Below are 18,604 nucleotides of genomic sequence, written 5' to 3' on the forward strand. Positions count from 1 at the left end.
GCTAGCAGCCCCGTACCCCTCTCACAAGTCTACGTGTCGTGGTGTCGACAATCATACATGTCGGATTAGCATCCATAGCGCCATGCCGATCATCATCAGATTTTCGGTTAGCGACAGAAAGCCCAACGGCACGTTGCTCGATCCGCCGACACAGGCGCATTTCAGTTCGCGCCGGTCGATATAGACCGCCTTGATGACTGACACCGCGCCGATGCCACCGATGACTAAAGCGATCGGCACCGACGCCCAGACCGCCACGCCGGCGATCATCAGGATGCCGGCCAGCCCTTCGGCAAAGGGATAGACATAGGAATAGGGGACCCAGCGCTTGGCGAGCAGGTCATAATTCAGGAACATGGTCGCGAAGCTCTCGACATTCTGGAGCTTCAGCAGCGCCAGCACCGCCATGCTGAACGCGACGAACCATTCGACCGCGCGGAGGGTGAAGGGCGTCGCATAGATCGCCTGCGACGCGGCCAGCGCCATCAACGCGGTCATGGCGAACAGCGCCGCGACCGGGCGATAGGTCATGGCCTTGGGATCGACGACGCGCTTGCCGAAGAAGCGACGCAGATCGTCATAGCCACCCACCCGCTCGCCCCCGATAAAGACCTGCGGCGTGGTCTTCACGCCATGCTCGGCCTTGAAGGCGTCGGTTTCCTCGCGGGTCCGCAAGGCATGATCCTCGACTGCGTAACCCTGGCGTCGCAGCAGATCCCTGGCCTTCAGGCCATAGGGACAGACATGCGTGTCCATCACCATGCGGTACAGGGTTGCGGTCCTGGGGGCGGCGCTGGCCATCGTTCTTCTCCGATCAGGGTGCGCGTCCTATATGGCATCCGTACCATGGTACGGAGTCAAGGGTGTGTTATATTACAGGTCTATTGGTCTCGAGGATTTGACATACCTACATGTCGACACTCAAACGGAGCCAAGCGAGCATTTTTTACGGGAGAATGACGGGAAGAGATTGGCGCATGAACAGATTGAGTTTTGTTGCGTCTGGGAACCAGGCATCGCATGCCACTATAAGCGTTGAAATTGATCACCTCTTTTAAAGCAGCGTGACGACAAAAGGGATTCTTCATGACCACTTCGATCGTACCGGTAATTCTGTCCGGCGGGTCCGGTACGCGTTTATGGCCAATGTCCCGGCCGGAAATGCCCAAGCAGTTGCTAGCGCTGACATCGGACGAGACGATGCTGCAATTGACCGCGCAGCGGACCAACACCGACGGTTTTGCAGCCCCGATTGTCGTGGCGGGACAACGCCATGCCGATCTGGTCGAAAGCCAGCTGACCCAAGCAGGCACCCCGCCCCAGGCACTGATCCTGGAACCGGTTGCCCGCAACACTGCACCCGCCATCGCGCTGGCGGCTCTTGTCGCCCAGCCCGAGGATGTGCTGCTGGTCATGCCATCAGATCACGTCATCGAAAATCTCGATGCATTCCACAGCGCCATTCGAGCAGCGCTGCCCATGGTATCCCAAGGCTGGCTCGCCACCTTCGGCATTTCGGCGGACACGCCCGAGACAGGCTATGGCTGGATTCAGGTCGGTCGCGAGATCGCGCCGGGCGTGCATCAGGTTGCCCGCTTCGTCGAAAAGCCTCAGCTGGAACGGGCGGAAGCCATGCTCGCGCGGGGCGATTACGCGTGGAACGGCGGTATCTTCCTGTTCCGTGCCGACCGTTATCTGGAAGAGCTCGGCCGACATGCGCCGGACATGCTCGCCGCAGCCGAAGAGGCGGTCCGTACCGCCAGGCACGACGGCAAGCGCATCTGCCCCGATGAGGCCGCCTTCGCCGCATGCCCGTCAGACTCGATTGATTATGCCGTGATGGAACGTGCCGACCGTGTTGCGGTGGTCCCTGTCGCCATGGGCTGGAACGATGTCGGTAGCTGGGATGCCCTGCACGCCATCAGTGAGCTGGACGGCTTCGGCAATGCTCATCGCGGCGAGGTGCTGGCGATCGATACCACGAACTGCCTGATCCGCACGGACGGCGTACGTGTTGCGGCGGTCGGCGTACAGGACTTGATCGTGGTAGCAAGCGGCGAAGACATCCTGATTCTGCCACGTGGACGTAGCCAGGACGTCAAGAAGCTGATTGAGGCCATGAAGCGCTAAATCACGGGGCCGGTGATCCGGCCCCTTATCTCGCCGCGCTTGGCGTCCAGCGATAACAGGCTGACAAACTCTCTAGCATTTATCCGCACAAGGTCATTGGCAGGTTGGAGTGGCATCATGCCCGACTGGACGATCGCGCGGCTGGCGCGTGAGGGCGGGGTGGGGGTTGAGACGATCCGCTATTATCAGCGGCGCGGCCTGCTTGCCACGCCCGAGCGTCCGCAGGGGCCGGGCAGGGCGGGCCGCATCCGGCGTTATGGCGAGGAGGATGCGCGGCGACTTCGCTTCGTTCGCTCGGCGCAGCAGGCGGGCTTCACGCTGGCGCAGATCGGCGCGTTGCTGGCGCTGGATGCGACCGACGACCGGGCGCGGGTGCGCGATCTGGCGCGGGAGAGGATTGCGGCGCTGGATGTGCAGATCGCGGGGTTGCAAAAGGCGCGGGCCGCGCTCGACCATCTGGCGCGCGAGTGCGGAAACGGGGCGGCAGGACCATGCCCGATCCTGCTGTCTTTCGAGCATGAGGCGGAGACCTGCCCGGGGCCGCTTTCTCAATGATCCGAAAGAAGGAATTACTACCGATCGACATGTAGACAGTTCGACACGTCGATTATCTGACGCGATCGTACGCGTTATCTGGTAGCGCATGACGAAACAAAGAGACGATGACGGGGCACTTTTCTCGGCACAGCCCCTCGTTACGTTTCCGACCCACGCGCTCGCCATAATCCGGCCTAGGGCCTGTGGGGATTCACAAATTGCGATGGATGTGATTCACGCTGCGGATGGATCGGGACATACTGACGGACGCTCAATGGGCGAAGATCGAGCCGCATTGTTTAGGCAAGCGGACTGACCCTGGCCGAAGTGGCCGAGACAATCGGTTATTTGTGGAGGCGGTGTTGTGGATCGCGCGCACGGGCAGCCCGTGGCGTGATCTGCCGGAGCGGTTCGGCAACTGGAGTACGGCCTTCCGGCGCTTTCGCGACTGGCGCGAAGCCGATGTCTTCAAACGGATATTTGATGAACTGTCGGACGAGCCGGACCTCGAATATGCCATGGTCGATGCGACGATCGTCAAGGTCCACCGCCACGGGCAGGGCGCAAAAGGGGGACTCAGAGCCAGGCCATTGGCCGCTCCAAAGGCGGCATGACGACCAAGATCCTCGCGCTGACCGATGCGCTGGGCAACCTCGTGCGTTTCCACCTGATGCCGGGACACCGCTTCGACACCGTCGGCGTTCCGCCGTTGATCGACGGGATCGCGTTCGATGGCCTGATCGCGGACAAGGCATTCGACAGCAACGCGATCATCGCCGACCTCGACGAGCGTGGAGCGGCGGTGATTATCTCGCAGCACCCACGGCGCATCGGCGCACGCAAAATCGACCCCGCCATCTATGCGTGGCGGCACCTGATTGAGAACTTCTTTTGCAAGCTCAAAGAGTTCAAACGCATCGCCATGCGTGCCTGCAAAACCGATCGCAGCTTCGAGGCTATGATCTACCTCACCGCCGCCATCATCAATTCACGATGAATCCCCACACGCCCTAGTCAAACCATGGTTGCTCTTCCCGCAGGAGCCCCCAAAACGGAGCGCCTATCAGGGGCCGATGGCTTCGTGCCCCGCTCCGCAACGATGATGGACGATCCTTGACCACCAAAATCTATCTGCCCGCCGACCGCCTGCTGGAGGATTCCTTCCGCCTGGCCAATCTGGTCTTCGACTCCGGCTTTCGCCCGACCCATATCGTCGGCATCTGGCGCGGCGGTGCGCCGGTCGGCATCGCGGTTCAGGAGTTGCTCGAATATCGCGGTATTCAGAGCGACCATATTGCGATCCGTACCGCCTCCTATACGGGCATCGACCAGCAGGAGCCGCAGGTCCGCATCTATGGCCTGGGCCATCTCGTCGACGTCCTCAACCCCGAGGATCGCCTGCTCCTGATCGACGATGTCTTCGATTCCGGGCGGTCGATCCGCGCCCTCCTGAAGGAACTGAAACAGCGGTGCCGGAACAACCTGCCGGACGCGGTGAAGGTCGCGACCGTCTATTACAAGCCGTCGCGCAACGTGACCGATCTCAAGCCCGACTTTTTCGTCCATGAGACGAATGACTGGCTCATCTTCCCGCATGAGATCAATGGCCTGACCGAGGACGAAATCCGGGCGCACAAACATGGCGCCGACATCATCCTGCGCTGACCATCGGAACACGGCCGGGGGATTGAAATAAGGGTTAAAGCCGCCGGCATGGACGGAGGCGTGTACCGAACATTGGGATGCGCCTCACTCCCTGCCTGCTATCTTCAAGACAGGAGCCATACCCGGCTCTCGCTCCATCTATTTGAAGACATGTCGACATGTCTTCATTCCGACAGGTCGGGCTGTTGGCTCTTGCACGGCACCGAGGGAACCAACCCCTATCCCCGCCGCTATGCCGGGCATGGCCAATGACAATGACAAGCCGACCCACCGCGCCGTGCCCAGCGGCCGCTTCGCCCGCGCTGGCGCGTTTGGCCGGCTCGCGGGTGGGGTCGCCGGCGGCATGTTGGCCGAGGGCGCGCGGCGTCTGGCGCAGGGCGAGCGGCCGAGACTGGGCGATCTGGTCCTGACCCCCGGCAATGCCGCGCGCGTCGCCGACCGGCTGTCGCATTTGCGCGGTGCGGCGATGAAGCTGGGGCAGATGATATCGATGGATGCGGGCGACCTGTTGCCGCCCGAGCTCCAGACCATCCTCGCACGGCTCCGTGACCAGGCCTACCGGATGCCGCCCGCGCAGCTCGATAAGGTGTTGCGCGCCGAATGGGGCGCCGACTGGCGTCGCCGCTTCCGCCATTTCGAGGCCGCACCGATGGCGGCCGCCTCGATCGGGCAGGTCCACCGCGCGACCTTGCCCGATGGCCGGGTGCTCGCGATCAAGGTCCAATATCCCGGCGTGCGCGACAGCATCGGCTCGGACGTCGACAATGTCGCGACGCTGCTGCGCGTGTCCAACCTGATCCCGCCCGCGATCGACCTCAAGCCGCTGCTGGCGGAAGCCAAGACACAGCTCGCCGAGGAAGCCGATTATATCCGCGAGGCGGAGCGCATGCGTCGCTTCGCCGAGCGACTGGCGGATGATCCGCGCTATGTCGTGCCCAGGCCGGAGATGTCGCTGACCACGCCGCTGGTGCTGGCGATGGACTATATCCCCGGCCAGCCGATCGAGACGCTGGCCGAGGCCGATCAGGCGACCCGCGACGGCGCGATGACCGCGCTGATCGACCTCGTCCTGCACGAACTGTTCGATTTCGGCATGATGCAGACAGATCCCAATTTCGCCAATTACCGATGGCAGCCCGATACCCGGCGCCTCGTCCTGCTCGATTTCGGCGCCGCGCGCAACGTGCCGCCCGAGACGGTCGCCTCCTATCGCCGGCTGATCGAGGCGGGGCTGGCGCATGACCGCGACCGCATCCGCGAGATCGCGGTGGAAACGGGTTTTCTGGGCGAGGCGGCGGTCGCCGCGCACCGCCCGGCGGTCGATCGGATCATCGCCGCGATCGACGATACGATGGCGCGGCCGGGGCCCTTCGACTTCGGCGACCGCGCCTTCGTACCGGTGGTCCGCGAAGAAACGCGTCCGATGATCGCCGATCGCGACACCTGGCATGTCCCGCATGTCGAGACACTGTTCGTCCAGCGCAAGATCAGCGGCAGCGCGCTGCTCTGCGCGCGATTGAAGGCCCGGGTCGATGTGCGCGGGCTGGCCGCAGCCGCGATCGGTGCGGACATACCGTCCGTTTAGAGGTTCTCCGCCACCGGCGTCTCATTCGTGAGACGATGATGTGTCCAAGATGGGCAGACGGAACCCCTTGATCTAAATTGGCTTCGTCGGGGCGATGGGGTTGTGCCCAACCACGTCCCCTTCGTCCCGCGCCATTCCTCGATCAAAGTTCCTTATCGTGATGCTGCGCTTCCCCAAGGTGTCGCTGGCGCTTCCGTTCGTGCGGACGCGCAGCTGGCGGACGGTTTTCGTCCTGTTTCGGGTCGTGACCCTGCAGGATGACCATCGCCGTCATGTCCTGCTCTGCCAGTCGGTGCGGCGCCGTTATTCGGTGACGCGCCGGAAATGGCTCTGGTCCAGCGTCCCGTGATCATCGGCCCCCATCCGATGGCCGGCATGGCGGCTCCGTCGACGGACCACGCGACGCTGGACCGGACGGCGAGCGATCTGTGCCGCGACTTCGCCATGGCCCAAAGCGGGCAGGGGTCGTGGGGCGCCTGGTCGCGGTTGCAGGATTTGCGCGCCGGCGATCCCGCCTTCGTCCTGCGGCGGGGCGGGGGTGGCCTCATCCTGGATACCCAGCGATGGGACATCAGCGGGGGCGAGGCGTGCTGGCCGACCACCCAGATCCTCAGCCTGTCACTGCCCTGGTGGCGCCGGCTGGCCGAGCGTCCTGCGCAGCGTTGCCTGATCCCGCTGACCGCCGCCTGTGTCGCGCTGTCACCCTCGGGCGTGCGAAGCGGGCGGGCGGCGTGGTTCACGCTGGCGGACACTCCTTTGTTCACCGTGGCGGGGCTGTGGCGCGATCATGGCGGTGCGCGCTGTTTCGCGATGCTGAGCTGCGTGAGCGGCCATGCACCCTGGTCCAGCCTGCCGATGATCGTCGCCCCTGAGGACCGCGCGCGGTGGCTGGACGGCGATTGGGACGACATATCGGCTTTGCAGGCCGCCTGGCCCCCCGAGCACGTTCGCATCGGGCTTTCGGATGCGCCGTCCGCGCCCTATGACGGGACCGACCCTATCGGCGCCTGGCAACAGGATCGCGCCATGGGAGCACGCTGAGAACAGGACGGAACCGGATTTGACCCGATCGGCGCCACGCAAAGGCTATGGCGTCGCGCTGCTGATGGCGCTGGTCCATATGCTGGCGGTGGGCGACCGTTTCCTGCTGTCGATCCTGATCGAGCCGATCAAGACCACGCTGCATCTGGGTGATGGCGCGATCGGCTTTGTCCAGGGGCCGGCCTTCGCGCTGGTCAACGGACTGGCGGTGATCCCGATGATCATGGCCGCGCGGCGCTGGCCGCTTGCCCGGCTGCTCGCGCTGGCGTTGCTGGGGTCGAGCCTGGCGACGCTGGCCTGCGGATGGGCGGGGTCGGTCGAGGCGCTGATTGCCGCCCGGATGCTGATGGGCCTGGCGCAGGCGGCGATCGGCCCGGCTGCGATCGGCCTGATCGTCCTGACCATGATCCCGGCGCATCGCGGGCGGGGCATCGCCTTCTTCACCGCCGGCGCCTCGCTGGGGCGGGGGGTGGCGATGATCGGGGGCGGAGGCCTGCTCGCGCTGTTCGCGGCGCTGGCCCCGCAGACCGGGATCGCGCCGTGGCGGCTGGTGCTGATCGTCGCGGGGTTGTTGGCGCTGCCCTTCAGCCTGACTTTGTATCTCTGGCGGGAACCGGTGCGCCATGCCCGCCCCGCGACCGCACATATGGGATCGGCGCTGCGAGCGATGATCGCCGACCGGGCCGCGCTTGCCCCGCATATCCTGGCCGCCCTGTGCGGCGTCCTCGCGCTGCAATCGCTGACCAGCTGGTCGGCCAGCCTGTTGATCCGCCAGCATGGCCTGACGCCGCCCCAGGCTGGCCTGCAGGTGGGGCTGGCGATCATGCTGGCCGGGATGGCGGGGCACGGGCTGGGCGGATGGCTTTCCGACCGGCTGGGGCAGGGCGCGCGCGTCGCGCCGGGATTGATGCTGCTGGGGCTTGGCCTGTGCGGCCTTACGCTCTGGCCGCTGACGCACAGCCCCTCGACCGCGATGGCGCTGGCCGCGCTGACGCTCGCGGTCGGCGGCCTGTCGATGGCGCTGGCCAATGCCATGATCGGGCTTCAGGCGCGGACCGATGCCGGCCTGCGGGTCGAGGCGACGGCGATCTTCCTGACGATCGTCACGCTGCTGGGCACCGCGCTCGGCCCATGGGCGGTCGGGCTGGCCAGCCAGGCGCTGGCGGGGCTGGCCGATGCGGTCGGCATGGTCTTGGGGGCGACCTGTATGCTGGGCTGCGCGGCCGCAGGGATTGCGGTCCGCCGGGCGCGTTAATCGAGTTCGCGCATCCAGCCGTTCCAGCGTCGCGTCCCCGTCTCGACCATATCGGCCTGCGTCTGGCGCATGGTCCGGCGATAGCTGTCGGGATCGACCCCGCGATCGGCGCGAAAGGCGCGGGTCAGCGCCCCGGCATCGCCCAGCCCGTAACGGCGCGCCAGCTCGTCCAGCGAGACCATATCCTCGCCCTCCAGCGCGCGGCGCACCGCATCCACCCGGCGCCGGCGGACATGCTGCGCGATCCCGCCAGTGCGTTGATAGAGGCGATAGAGCGTCGCACGCGACACGCCGACCCGCTCGGCGATGACCGCACCGGTCAGGTTGGGATTATCGATCTCGCGTTCGATCAACTGCTCGACCGCCTCGCGCCGCAGATGATCCTGCCGCCGGGCCTCCACCGCCACGTCACGCGGCCCTCCCAGCGCGGTCGGCAACAGCTCGATCAGCGCGCGGGCAAAAGCCCCGTCATGCCGGTCATCGAGCGTGGGCGCATGCCGGACCAAGGATTGCAGGAAATCGCTCAACATCCCCGTATCAGGCGCCCGCACGACCAGCCCGTGCAGCGCGCCCAGGCTGCCCAGCGCGGCATGAATCATGTCGCGCGCGATGCTGACGGTGATGATGTGCAGGCCATGCGCCTCGGTCCGGTGGCCGCGCCGCGTGTCGAGAAAGACGATGTCCCCCGGTCCCGCCTGCGCGAAACCGCTACGCGCATGGCCGATCAGCGTGCCCGCCAGCACATGGTGGAGCACGATATGGTCGAACCCGTCGGCCTGCACTCGCTCCTCCCGGGCATGCGCCATGCCCGACAAATGCCGGTCGAACAGCAGCATATGGCGAAACCGCCAGCCGGTGACGCGCGCATGGAACGGCCCGTCCAGCCGCTCGACATCGGCACCCTGCGCATAAAGCTGGCGATAGCGGGCGAAGCCGGTCTCCGCATCCATGCCCTCGCTGGAAAAAGCGATGGTTTCCTTCACCTTGGCGTGCCCGCTCCCGTTGCCGTTCCCTCTACCAGGGGACGGGGCAGACTAGGGGCTTTCGTACACTGTGTCGCCTTTGAAGCGCAGGCGGAAAATGAGCATATAAGAGGCAAAGAATTTGCACATGCTCGCCGCGTTTCTGGACGATATTCGCGACCACGACATGATCGCTCCGCGCCGCATGGCCGAGCGACTGCGCCTCCGGCTGGCCAAGCTGACCAAGCTGGCGCAGATCAACCGCAACACGATGGCGAGCAGTCCGGCGGTCCAGGCGCGCCTTGGCGAGATCGCACAGATCATCACGCGCGCGGCCGAGCTGTCGGGGGACGAGGGTCGTGCGATCATCTGGTTCCGGCGCCAGCCGCTGCCCGGCTTCGGCAAGACGCCCGAGCAGTTGGTGAGGAAGGCCATGTCGCGCTAGTCCTGCTCGACCTCGATCGCATGGCCGAGGGGGCGTATTCCTGACCATTGTTGTAGAGAGGCTCTATACAACAGTGCGCTATCGGATCCCGGATCGGCACCGGCTTGGCCTTTTGCCATGAACTATCCCATCCGCCCCCTTCTCTGCGCGCTCTGGCGAATGCTGACGATCCGCCATCAGCGCGAACCCTTTTCGAGGGAGGGGGCTAGGCTCCACGGCGGGCGCTGGAACCCGCCGGATATGGCGACGCTGTACCTAGCCACCGACCATGCCACCGTGATCGCCGACCTGACCGACGGGTGGGGCGGGGCCTATGACGACAATGTTGCCCAAGCCATCGCCGTCCCATGAGCAAGCATCGCCGAGGTCGAAGGCGGCATACCACCATGCAGGACACTGGCCATCAAGCTAATAGTGGATGGCGCCCAAGGTGCGCTGGTTCCATCCGCACAAAATCCGGGCGGTACATCGCTGGTTCTTTGGCATTGGCGGCGTATAGGCACAGCAGGCGAGGGCGCGAAGTTTGAATTTCTTGATCCGGATGGTTGGCTTCTCCCGCACCGTTGAGATGCACCTCTCAACCCCCGCCATCTGCGCCACCATTAAATCCTTCTACGCGCTCAAATAACCGGGCGCTTCCATCACCCATGCCTCAACTGCGCTCTGTCGGCGATAATACATCGTTAACGCAGGCACCTCTCTTCGTGGACAAATTACAGGCGATTGTCTCTATTTGGTCATATAGCAAAGGCGCGATTTTGACGTGGACATGACATCGCCTTCATCCTAGGAAATGTCCGTCAATTGGGGGTTTCAGACATGATGAAGGCAATGCCGCGCGTTCGGCAGGTAAAGGCGCGCGCTCTGGAGACGAGCGCGATTCTGCTCGCGGTGATGGTGGCCAGCCCGGCCTTCGCTCAGTGCACCCCCGATCCGACGCAGAGCAATGCGACCACCACCTGCACCGGCACCGACAGCAATGGCCTGAAGGTCACGACCTCGGGCACGACGGTCAATGTGGCGGCGGGTGCGGTCGTGTCGAACAGCGGCACCCCGGCGATCGCGATCGAGGTTCCCGTCACCAATTCCAGCTATGCCTATTCGACGCTGACCATCGGCGGAAAGGTCGATGGCGGCACTCAGGCGGGCGTCCAGCTGACCCGCCAGTCGTCCAACAACAATTATTCCTCCGCCCAGCTGACCATGACGGTCGCGGCGGGCGGCAGCGTCAGCGGCGCGAATGGCGTCGTCATAGGCCAGGCCGGGACCGGCTATGGCAGCACGACCGCCACGATCGACAATAGCGGCACGATCAGCGGGACGAACGGCTATGCGCTGCTGTCGACCAATCAAAGCTATGCGGGCTTCTCATCGATCACCAATCGCGCGGGTGGCACCATCGGGGCCATCAGCGGGGCCATCGGCACGCTGAACAATGCGGGTGTCATCGACGGGGGCAGCCGCAGCGCGATCGATGTGGGCACGACCTACAGCTCGGCTGTAGCTTCCAGCTATGGCTGGACCAACAGCGGCACGATCACGACAAACAGTACGGCCGCGACGCTGGCCAACATAAAGTCGATGTCTTGGACCAATAGCGGCACGATCAGCAATATCGGGACCGGCGTGGCGATCGCGGGGGGGTACATGACGCTCACCAATGCGGCGGGCGGGCGAATCACCACGGCCGGGACGACGGCGATTGACCACTATGGTACATTTAATCTGATCAACGCGGGCACGATCGTCGGCGACGTCACCAGCTCGACGGTCACCTTCAGCGGCGCCATGACCATCGACAATGCCGTCGGCACGATTACCGGCAATGTCCGCCTCGGCCAAGGTAACGATACGCTGACCGTCGGCTATGCCAATGGCGCGATCCGCACCGGGATCAGCGGTACGATCGATGGCGGGGCGGGCACCGACATGCTGCGCGTCCGCTTCACCAGCGATGCGATCCTGTCGTCACCGCTGCTTCTACCGACCAATTTCGAGCAGCTCACCCTAGTCCCTGATGCCAAGACGACTGCGACGCTGGCCACCGGCTTTACGGTAGCGGGACCATTGCGCGTCGCGGGCAGCGGCACGATCATCAATAACGCCGCGCTGACCGGCAGCGGCACGATCCTATCCGACGAGTTCGGCTCGTCCGGTTCGCCCAGCATCACCAACGCCGGCTCCATCACCGGCACGGGCACCCAGACCGGCACGTTCGCCGTCTCGTTCAACTCGGTGAACCGTTTCGAGAATAGCGGTACAGTGACCGCCAGCCAGAACGGCGTCGCGTTCGGCTCGAACGGTGCCTTCGTCAATTCGGGCACGATCACCGCGACCGGCACCGCCGTATCGCTGTTCGGGCCGAGCTTCGCCAATTCGGGGACGATCCGCTCGACCGGCGGGATCGGTGCGATCCTGTCGGGGTCGTCGGGCTCGACCTGGACCAATAGCGGCCGGATCGAGGGCACGACCGCCGGGCTTCGGCTGTCGAGCGGCCTGACCAACAGCGGCACGATCACCGCGACCGGCACCGGCGTGTTCATTGACTCCTACGGCAACCTGACCAATGCGGCGGGCGGCGTCATCACCGGGGGCACGCGCGGCATCGGGACGAGCAGCAATTCCACCGTCTTCAACGCGCGTATCGCCAATGCGGGCACGATCAACGGCGACGTGACCTTCGGCACGTCCTCGTACGAGAGCTATTACGGCAACGACAATGCCTATTACGCGCTGGCGGGCGGCGTCCTGAACGGCAATCTGACCTTGTCGAAGGGCGATATGCTCGTCGCCGAAATGGCAGGGTCGAGCGGCGACCGTTTTGCGGGCATCACCGGTACGGTATCGGGCACACAGGCGAACCTGCGACTGCGCGTGCGGAGCGACGCAACCGCGACGCTGCCATCCGCGACCCCGTTCGCCACGGTCGGTTACGAGCTGTTCGACAAGGCGGCGCTGACGCTGACCGGCACGGGCACCAGCCGTCCGTTGACGTTCGCCGGACAGGGGACGGTCGACCTGACCGCCGACATCGCCGCCACGACCGGTTCGGCGATTTCCGTCACCTCGCGCACCTTGGTGCCAGGCGAAACCTATGTCGCCAATGTGCTGACCGTCACCAGCCGCGGCGCGCTGTCGCTCGCGGTGTCGCGTAACGATGTTTACAACGCCTATGCCGTCTCGCTGGGCAGCGACGACAGCTTTACCAATGCGGGCACGATCAGCGTCACCGACACGCGATCTAACACTTACAACCCGCTCGCGGCGATCTCGGGCGGCAAGACGGTCGCCAATGACGGCACGATTACGCTGAACGGCGCAATCGGCATCCGCTATGCCCAGAACATCACCAACACTGGCCGCATCGTCCAGGCGTCGGGCGGCCGTGCGGCGACCGGCGTCTCGGGCTTCACCACGCTGACCAATAGCGGCACGATCGAGGTGGGCGGCACAGCCATCCAGCTCGACTACAGCCCTAGCGGGTATCAGAGCACGATCGAGAATAGCGGCCGGATCGCCAGCACCGGCGGTATCGCGATCGCGCAGAATTACGGCACCACCGCCACGATCCGCAACTTGGCGGGCGGCACGATCGCGGGTGCGACAGGACAGAACGCGATCCGCATCAGCGGTGGCCAAATCACCAATGCCGGCACGATTACCGGTGACGTCGACTTGGGCTATGCCAGCTATGGCGGCCGCTCCTACAGCAGCGCCATCTACACCAGCAATGGCGGCACGCTGACCGGCAATCTGCGCTTCGGCGACGGCAACGATGTGTTCGTCGCGACCGATGGCCAAACCGGCGTCAGCGGTACGATCGACGGGGGTGCCGGAACCGACACCTACCGTCATGCCTTCACCACCTCGACGACCGCGACGATGGGCAGCCTGACCGCCGTCAATTTCGAGCGCGAGGATGTTCAGGCGATCGGTGCCGACACCGTCGTGACGGTGCAGTCGGGCGCGGCACTGACCTCGCTGGGCGTGCTGGGCGACGGCCAGGTGGTCAACACTGCCAATGTCGACGGCGATCTGACCATCGGTGATTACTACACCTATTATCCACAGCAAGCGTCCGTCCTCGCCGCGCTGACCAACCAGGCGATCATCAAGGGCACCGTCTCGGGCCAGGTGGCGCGCTTCACCAATAGCGGCACGATCGGCGACGCCGCGCTGAAGCGGACGGCGGTATCGCTTTACGGTACTGGTACAACGACCTTCGTCAATTCGGGTACGATCCTGAACGACAGCAGCTATTACAGCGTCAATCTGTCGGTCAATGCGGGGGCGATCACTGCCACCAACAGCGGTACGATCGCTCAGGGGCTGATCGCCTTTGCCGGGAATTACAGCTATTATGGCATCACCATCCCGGATGCCCCACAGCCGCTGAAGGTCACGCTAGCCAACACGGGCACCATCGCCACCACCTCCGACCGGCGATCGGGCGTCCAGCTGACGATCAACGACGAGCGGGGTGTGGGCGGGTCGATCCAGTTCGACAATAGCGGCACGGTCACCCAGGGCGTTAACGCCTATGCCAGCAGCTTCACTTATTATGGCACACCGGTGCCGGAGACGGCCCAGGCGCTCAACATCGCGCTGACCAACAGCGGGACGATCACAGCCACATCGGATTACCAGGCGGCCGCCCTGCTGACGATCAATGATTACCGCGACATGGCCGGGTCCATCACGCTGACCAACAGCGGCACGATCGAGGCCAGCGGTGTTTCCGGTGACGGCGTCAGCGCCAATTTTGTCGGTAACCCAGCCAGTACCACGGTCCAGACCTTCGCGATCACCAACAGCGGCACGATCCGCGCCAATGGCGGTGGCCGGACGATCGTCGATCCCTATGCTGGTGCCAGCGTGCCGCAGGATCGCGACGCCCCCACCACCATCATCGCCACCGGCGTTTCGCTCTATGGTAAGGGTGCCGCCACGGCGACGCTCGTCAACAGCGCGACCGGCGTGATCGAGGCGACCGGCACCAAGTCGGTCGCGGTCTTGGCCGATGGCGTCGCGCTCGACCTGACCAATGCCGGCACGATCCATGGCGGCGTTGGGACGACGCTGGCGTCGAACGACACCCTCGCGCGCCAGAACGGCACCTATATTGCCGGTGCCATCCAGACCATCGGTGCCTTCGACAACCGCATCGCCAACACCGGCACCATCATCGGCTCGATCGCGCTGGGCGCGGGCAATGACCGGATCGAGAATTACGGCCAGATCCAAGGCGATGTCTTCCTGGGTGCGGGCGACGACACCTTCTTGCACCGCGCCAGCGCGACGCTAACCGGTACGGTCGATGGCGGGGCGGGCTCCGACAACCTAATCGTCGATGCGACCGGGGGCGGCACGGTCAATGGTGACCAGTTCGTCAATTTCGAACGCTTCAGCCAGGTCGGTCAGGGCAATGTCACCTATGCCGGGGCCTTCAACTTCGACACGCTGGGCGTGGCGGGCGGATCGGTGACGGTCGCGGCGGGCCAGACGCTCGCCAGCACCGGTGCCACCACCATCACCGGCACCGACGCGGCCGAAACGGTGACCAACAACGGCACCATCGCCGGCGCGGTCGCGCTGGGCGGCGGCAATGACCGCTTCGTCAATGCCGGGCTGGTCCAGGGCGCGGTGTCCTTGGGCGATGGCGATGACAGCTTCGTCGAGATGGCCGGCTCGCGCGTCGCAGGCGGCGTCGATGGCGGTGCGGGGACCAACCTCTATACCGCGCTGCTCAGCGGTGATCGCACCGGTCTGGGCCAGCGCAGCAACTTCCAGCAGCTGGCGGTGACCGGCTCGGGCACGCTGTCGCTGACACTCGACCAGAGCTTCGACACGGTGGCGCTGGCGGGCACCGGGCTGAACGTGGCGCTTGCGGGCAACCGCATCGGCGCGGTCACCGGATCGGACGCGGCCGAGCAGCTGCGCGTCGATGGTGACATCGCCAGCGTTTCGCTGGGCGCGGGCAACGACCTGCTGGCGCTGGGCACGATCAATGCGGCGGGCCGTTACGACGGGGGCACGGGCACCGATACGCTCGCCTTCACCGCCAATGCGCCGGTGGTGCTGAGCGGGCTGGCGACGGGCTTCGAGAATGTGTCACTGACCGGCAAGGCGCTGACCGTCACCGGCGTCCTCGGCTCGAACGGTGCGCCGCTTGGCTTTGGTGACGGCGACACGTCGCTGACCATCGCCAAGGGCGCGACGCTGGCCGGGGTCATCGATCTGGGTGCGGGCAATGACGCGCTGCGCCTGTCGGCGGGCGCGATCCTGCAGGGCACGGTTGCCGGCGGTGCGGGCAATGACAGCGCCACGCTGGAGCTGGCGGGCAACCAGACGCTGGCGGCCGGCACGCTGACCGGCTTCGAGACGCTGGCGAGCGAGGGTACCGGCACGCTGACGCTGGCCGGCACGCAGGCCTATAATCAGGTCAATGCCGGCACCGACCTGACCATTGCGGCGGGTAGCAGCCTGACGGCGAACCAGGTCGCCTTCACCAGCGGCAACCAGCGCTTCACCATCGCCGGCACCTTCGCAGGGTCGGTCGACGGCGGGGCCGGCACCGACACGATCGCACTGTCGGGCGGGACGGCCGCTGCACCGGTCGCCTTCACCAACGTCGCCAATGTCGAGGCACTGGCGATGACCGGCGGCTATGCCACCGTGTCGGGCAATGCCGCTTTCGGCTCTGTCGACATGTCGAACGGTCGACTGGTCGGTCTGGCCGGCTCGGCGATGAGCGCGACGCAGTTCCTGGTCCGCCAAGGTGCGACCTTCGGTTCGGCGGGGACGGTCAACGGCAATGTGACGGTCGCGGGCATCCTCAGCCCCGGCGCGTCGCCGGGCACGATGACGGTCAATGGCAATGTCACGCTGAACAGCGGCTCGCTGTCCTACTTCGAGCTGACCCCGACCATCTCGGACAAGCTGATCGTCAACGGCGCGATGACGATCAACAGCGGCTCGACGCTGCAGATCGTGTCGAGCGGCGCGATCCGCCCCGGCACCTCCTATGACCTGATCGTCGCCAGCGGCGGGATCAACGGCAGCTATACGACCGTCCAGAAGCCCAGCGACCTGTTCGGCTTCATCGTCCAGCGCGCCGACCGCATCCAGCTGCTCGGCCAGTTCCTGGGCGATGCGCGGTTCAGCCCGCAGGTCGCGCGCAGCATCGACTATGCCAATGCCACGCTCGCCAAGCAGCCCGCGACCAGCACGCTGTTCGCCGCGCTGCCGTCGCTGCTCACCGCCTCGGGTGCATCCAACGCACAGGGCTTCGCGCAGGTGACGCCCGAAGCCTATGCCTCGGCCACGCAGATCGGTGTCGACAATGCGCTGGGTCTGACCCAGGCGGCACGCGGCCCCGCCTTCGCCGCCAACCGGAGCGAGGCCGGCCCGTTCACCTTCGCCCAGACGCTCGGCCAGTGGCACACGCTGGGCGCGGACCGGGCACAGGGGACCAGCACGGCGCAGACGCGCGGCTATGGCTTCCTGGGCGGCGTCGGTTACGGCGACCAGCAATGGATGATCGGCGCGTTCGGCGGCTGGCTCGACACCCGCCAGTCAATCGCCCCGCTCGCCGCCTCGACCAAGGCGGACGGCGTCGTTGCGGGCGTCCATGGCCGCTATACGATGCCGAACGGCTTCGGCTTCGGCGCCTCGGTCATCTATGACGGCGCGCAGGCACGCACCACCCGCGCGCTGCCGGGCACGGCCTCGGGCTTCGGTCGCTACGACCTGCATAGCTGGACCAGCGATCTGTCGATCCACTACACCGCCGAGATGGCGGACGGCTGGGCGCTGACCCCGCGTGCGGGCCTGACCTATCTGCGCACCACCCGCGCGGGCGTGGCCGAGACGGGGGGCAGCCCCTTCGCGCTCAGCGTCGCCAAAGACCGCCATGTCGCGGGCTTCGCCGATGGCGGGCTGACCCTGAGTCGCAGCGACACGTCGGATGCGCCGTTCCGTCCATTCGTGACGCTGGGTGCGCGCTACCAGATCGAGGGCAACCGCGCCCTGGCGCTGGGCGGCTATGCCGGGGGCGGGCTCGGCCTGGTCGCATTGGGCGCCCAGCGCGCGCCGCTGGTCGGCACCGCGACCGCCGGCGTCGCCTATCGCTTCGCGAACGGTGTCGACCTGTACGCGACCGGCAGCGCCCAGACCGGCCGCGACGATCATCAGGAAATGATCGCGGCGGGCCTGCGCCTGCGCTTCTGAGGCGTACGCCCCTAAGCAGGGACTATGGGGGCCGGGGCGGATATCCGCCCCGGCCCCTTTTCTCTGCCGGCGGTGATCATGATATCGCGACGTTCGATTCTGGCGGTCGCTCTGCACCTTTACGATCGCTAAAAATGAGGGCTGATCTAACTCAGGATAAATCTACGCCAATTTTACAGGTCGCATTCGCGGCAGACATCTCGAACGAAGCAAGCACCGATCTCTAGGGTACAAGCCCGTATACTGTGCTGGAGTTTGAAGAGGGTAGGCGTGGCCCGTTCAAGACGCTACCAATACGCGCGACGATCGACGGCGGGAGAAAGAACGCGTGGCGTATCGGATTGATGAAGGATCGCTGGCCACGCCGACGGTGTGGCAGGATCAGAGCATCAATGTGCTGATGCCCAAGGACGCGCGGGTGCAGGGCACGAGCCTGGTCATCGCGCGTGATCGGCTGGCATTGGGGCTGACCTTTCAGGATTATGTCATCCAGCAGCGGCAAAGCTTCGCGGCCCAGCTTGCCGGGTTCGAGATGATCGCCGACACCGCCGGCCAGATCGACGGTCATGAAGCGCATTTCCTGGAAATGACCTGGCGCAGCGACGGCAAGCCGATCCATCAGGTGGTGGCGATGGTGCTTCATCGTGACAATGCCATCCTGAACTTCACCGGATCGATCCCGGGCGGGCCCGAGCCGGAAAGCCGCAACGCGCTGGTCGCGGCGATCACCTCCTTTACCTTCGCCACCGCGTAAC

General features: G+C 65.3%; 14 protein-coding genes. 12 read left to right on the forward strand and 2 right to left on the reverse strand.

The features are described from left to right. Window positions 1-51 precede the first annotated feature (51 nt). A complete protein-coding gene (locus ACQHGV_RS16495; RefSeq protein WP_440980243.1) occupies window positions 52-801 on the reverse strand; it encodes a MauE/DoxX family redox-associated membrane protein in 750 nt (249 codons plus the stop codon). A gap of 285 nt (window positions 802-1,086) precedes the next feature. Here ACQHGV_RS16495 and ACQHGV_RS16500 point away from each other — a divergent pair, with 285 nt between their 5' ends. From ACQHGV_RS16500 to ACQHGV_RS16535, 8 genes are all read left to right on the forward strand, one after another. Next, a complete protein-coding gene (locus tag ACQHGV_RS16500) occupies window positions 1,087-2,130 on the forward strand; it encodes a mannose-1-phosphate guanylyltransferase/mannose-6-phosphate isomerase (RefSeq protein WP_440980244.1) in 1,044 nt (347 codons plus the stop codon). A gap of 117 nt (window positions 2,131-2,247) precedes the next feature. Further along, the gene (locus ACQHGV_RS16505) at window positions 2,248-2,685 is read left to right on the forward strand and encodes a MerR family transcriptional regulator (protein ID WP_440980245.1); all 438 of its coding nucleotides are present in this window, start codon (window positions 2,248-2,250) and stop codon (window positions 2,683-2,685) included. Between the two features lie 227 nt (window positions 2,686-2,912). Next, window positions 2,913-3,664, forward strand: a protein-coding gene (locus tag ACQHGV_RS16510) for an IS5 family transposase (RefSeq protein ID WP_440980246.1) whose coding sequence is annotated in 2 segments (ribosomal slippage) — window positions 2,913-3,243 and window positions 3,243-3,664 — 753 coding nt in all. Because the reading frame shifts where the segments join, the coding sequence is not laid out codon by codon here. Between the two features lie 116 nt (window positions 3,665-3,780). After that, window positions 3,781-4,332: a phosphoribosyltransferase gene (locus ACQHGV_RS16515; RefSeq protein ID WP_440980247.1), complete on the forward strand. Its 552-nt coding sequence runs from the start codon at window positions 3,781-3,783 to the stop codon at window positions 4,330-4,332. Between the two features lie 241 nt (window positions 4,333-4,573). Then, window positions 4,574-5,917 (forward strand): ABC1 kinase family protein, encoded by a 1,344-nt coding sequence (locus tag ACQHGV_RS16520; RefSeq protein ID WP_440980248.1) that lies wholly within the window; start codon window positions 4,574-4,576, stop codon window positions 5,915-5,917. A 157-nt stretch (window positions 5,918-6,074) separates the two neighbouring features. Then, a complete protein-coding gene (locus tag ACQHGV_RS16525; RefSeq protein WP_440980249.1) occupies window positions 6,075-6,266 on the forward strand; it encodes a hypothetical protein in 192 nt (63 codons plus the stop codon). A gap of 26 nt (window positions 6,267-6,292) precedes the next feature. Further along, window positions 6,293-6,958 carry a hypothetical protein gene (locus tag ACQHGV_RS16530; RefSeq protein ID WP_440980250.1) on the forward strand — a complete coding sequence of 222 codons (666 nt, stop codon included), beginning with the start codon at window positions 6,293-6,295 and terminating at the stop codon, window positions 6,956-6,958. Between the two features lie 19 nt (window positions 6,959-6,977). Next, window positions 6,978-8,213 (forward strand): MFS transporter, encoded by a 1,236-nt coding sequence (locus ACQHGV_RS16535; RefSeq protein WP_440980251.1) that lies wholly within the window; start codon window positions 6,978-6,980, stop codon window positions 8,211-8,213. Here the strand turns inward: ACQHGV_RS16535 and ACQHGV_RS16540 are convergent. Further along, window positions 8,210-9,196, reverse strand: coding sequence for a helix-turn-helix domain-containing protein (locus tag ACQHGV_RS16540; protein ID WP_440980252.1), 987 nt, complete (start codon window positions 9,194-9,196; stop codon window positions 8,210-8,212). The genes ACQHGV_RS16535 and ACQHGV_RS16540 overlap by 4 nt on opposite strands. Before the next feature lie 127 nt (window positions 9,197-9,323). Here ACQHGV_RS16540 and ACQHGV_RS16545 point away from each other — a divergent pair, with 127 nt between their 5' ends. From ACQHGV_RS16545 to ACQHGV_RS16560, 4 genes are all read left to right on the forward strand, one after another. After that, window positions 9,324-9,620, forward strand: coding sequence for a hypothetical protein (locus tag ACQHGV_RS16545; RefSeq protein WP_440980253.1), 297 nt, complete (start codon window positions 9,324-9,326; stop codon window positions 9,618-9,620). Window positions 9,621-9,737: 117 nt separating this feature from the next. Next, complete coding sequence (locus tag ACQHGV_RS16550; RefSeq protein ID WP_440980254.1) at window positions 9,738-9,971, forward strand: RES domain-containing protein; 234 nt, start codon at window positions 9,738-9,740, stop codon at window positions 9,969-9,971. Between the two features lie 468 nt (window positions 9,972-10,439). Further along, window positions 10,440-17,849 carry an autotransporter outer membrane beta-barrel domain-containing protein gene (locus ACQHGV_RS16555; protein WP_440980255.1) on the forward strand — a complete coding sequence of 2,470 codons (7,410 nt, stop codon included), beginning with the start codon at window positions 10,440-10,442 and terminating at the stop codon, window positions 17,847-17,849. A gap of 328 nt (window positions 17,850-18,177) precedes the next feature. Next, the gene (locus ACQHGV_RS16560; RefSeq protein ID WP_440980256.1) at window positions 18,178-18,603 is read left to right on the forward strand and encodes a DcrB-related protein; all 426 of its coding nucleotides are present in this window, start codon (window positions 18,178-18,180) and stop codon (window positions 18,601-18,603) included. Window position 18,604 lies beyond the last annotated feature (1 nt).

Source organism: Sphingomonas pseudosanguinis (assembly GCF_052056765.1).
GTDB lineage: Bacteria > Pseudomonadota > Alphaproteobacteria > Sphingomonadales > Sphingomonadaceae > Sphingomonas > Sphingomonas pseudosanguinis.

Bases quoted from the DNA above. Each gene is read 5' to 3' on its own strand.
- ACQHGV_RS16495 (WP_440980243.1), bottom strand. From the start codon at position 801: ATGGCCAGCGCCGCCCCCAGGACCGCAACCCTGTACCGCATGGTGATG.
- ACQHGV_RS16500 (WP_440980244.1), top strand. From the start codon at position 1,087: ATGACCACTTCGATCGTACCGGTAATTCTGTCCGGCGGGTCCGGTACG.
- ACQHGV_RS16550 (WP_440980254.1), top strand. From the start codon at position 9,738: ATGAACTATCCCATCCGCCCCCTTCTCTGCGCGCTCTGGCGAATGCTG.
- ACQHGV_RS16520 (WP_440980248.1), top strand. From the start codon at position 4,574: ATGGCCAATGACAATGACAAGCCGACCCACCGCGCCGTGCCCAGCGGC.
- ACQHGV_RS16505 (WP_440980245.1), top strand. From the start codon at position 2,248: ATGCCCGACTGGACGATCGCGCGGCTGGCGCGTGAGGGCGGGGTGGGG.
- ACQHGV_RS16545 (WP_440980253.1), top strand. From the start codon at position 9,324: ATGCTCGCCGCGTTTCTGGACGATATTCGCGACCACGACATGATCGCT.
- ACQHGV_RS16555 (WP_440980255.1), top strand. From the start codon at position 10,440: ATGATGAAGGCAATGCCGCGCGTTCGGCAGGTAAAGGCGCGCGCTCTG.
- ACQHGV_RS16530 (WP_440980250.1), top strand. From the start codon at position 6,293: ATGGCGGCTCCGTCGACGGACCACGCGACGCTGGACCGGACGGCGAGC.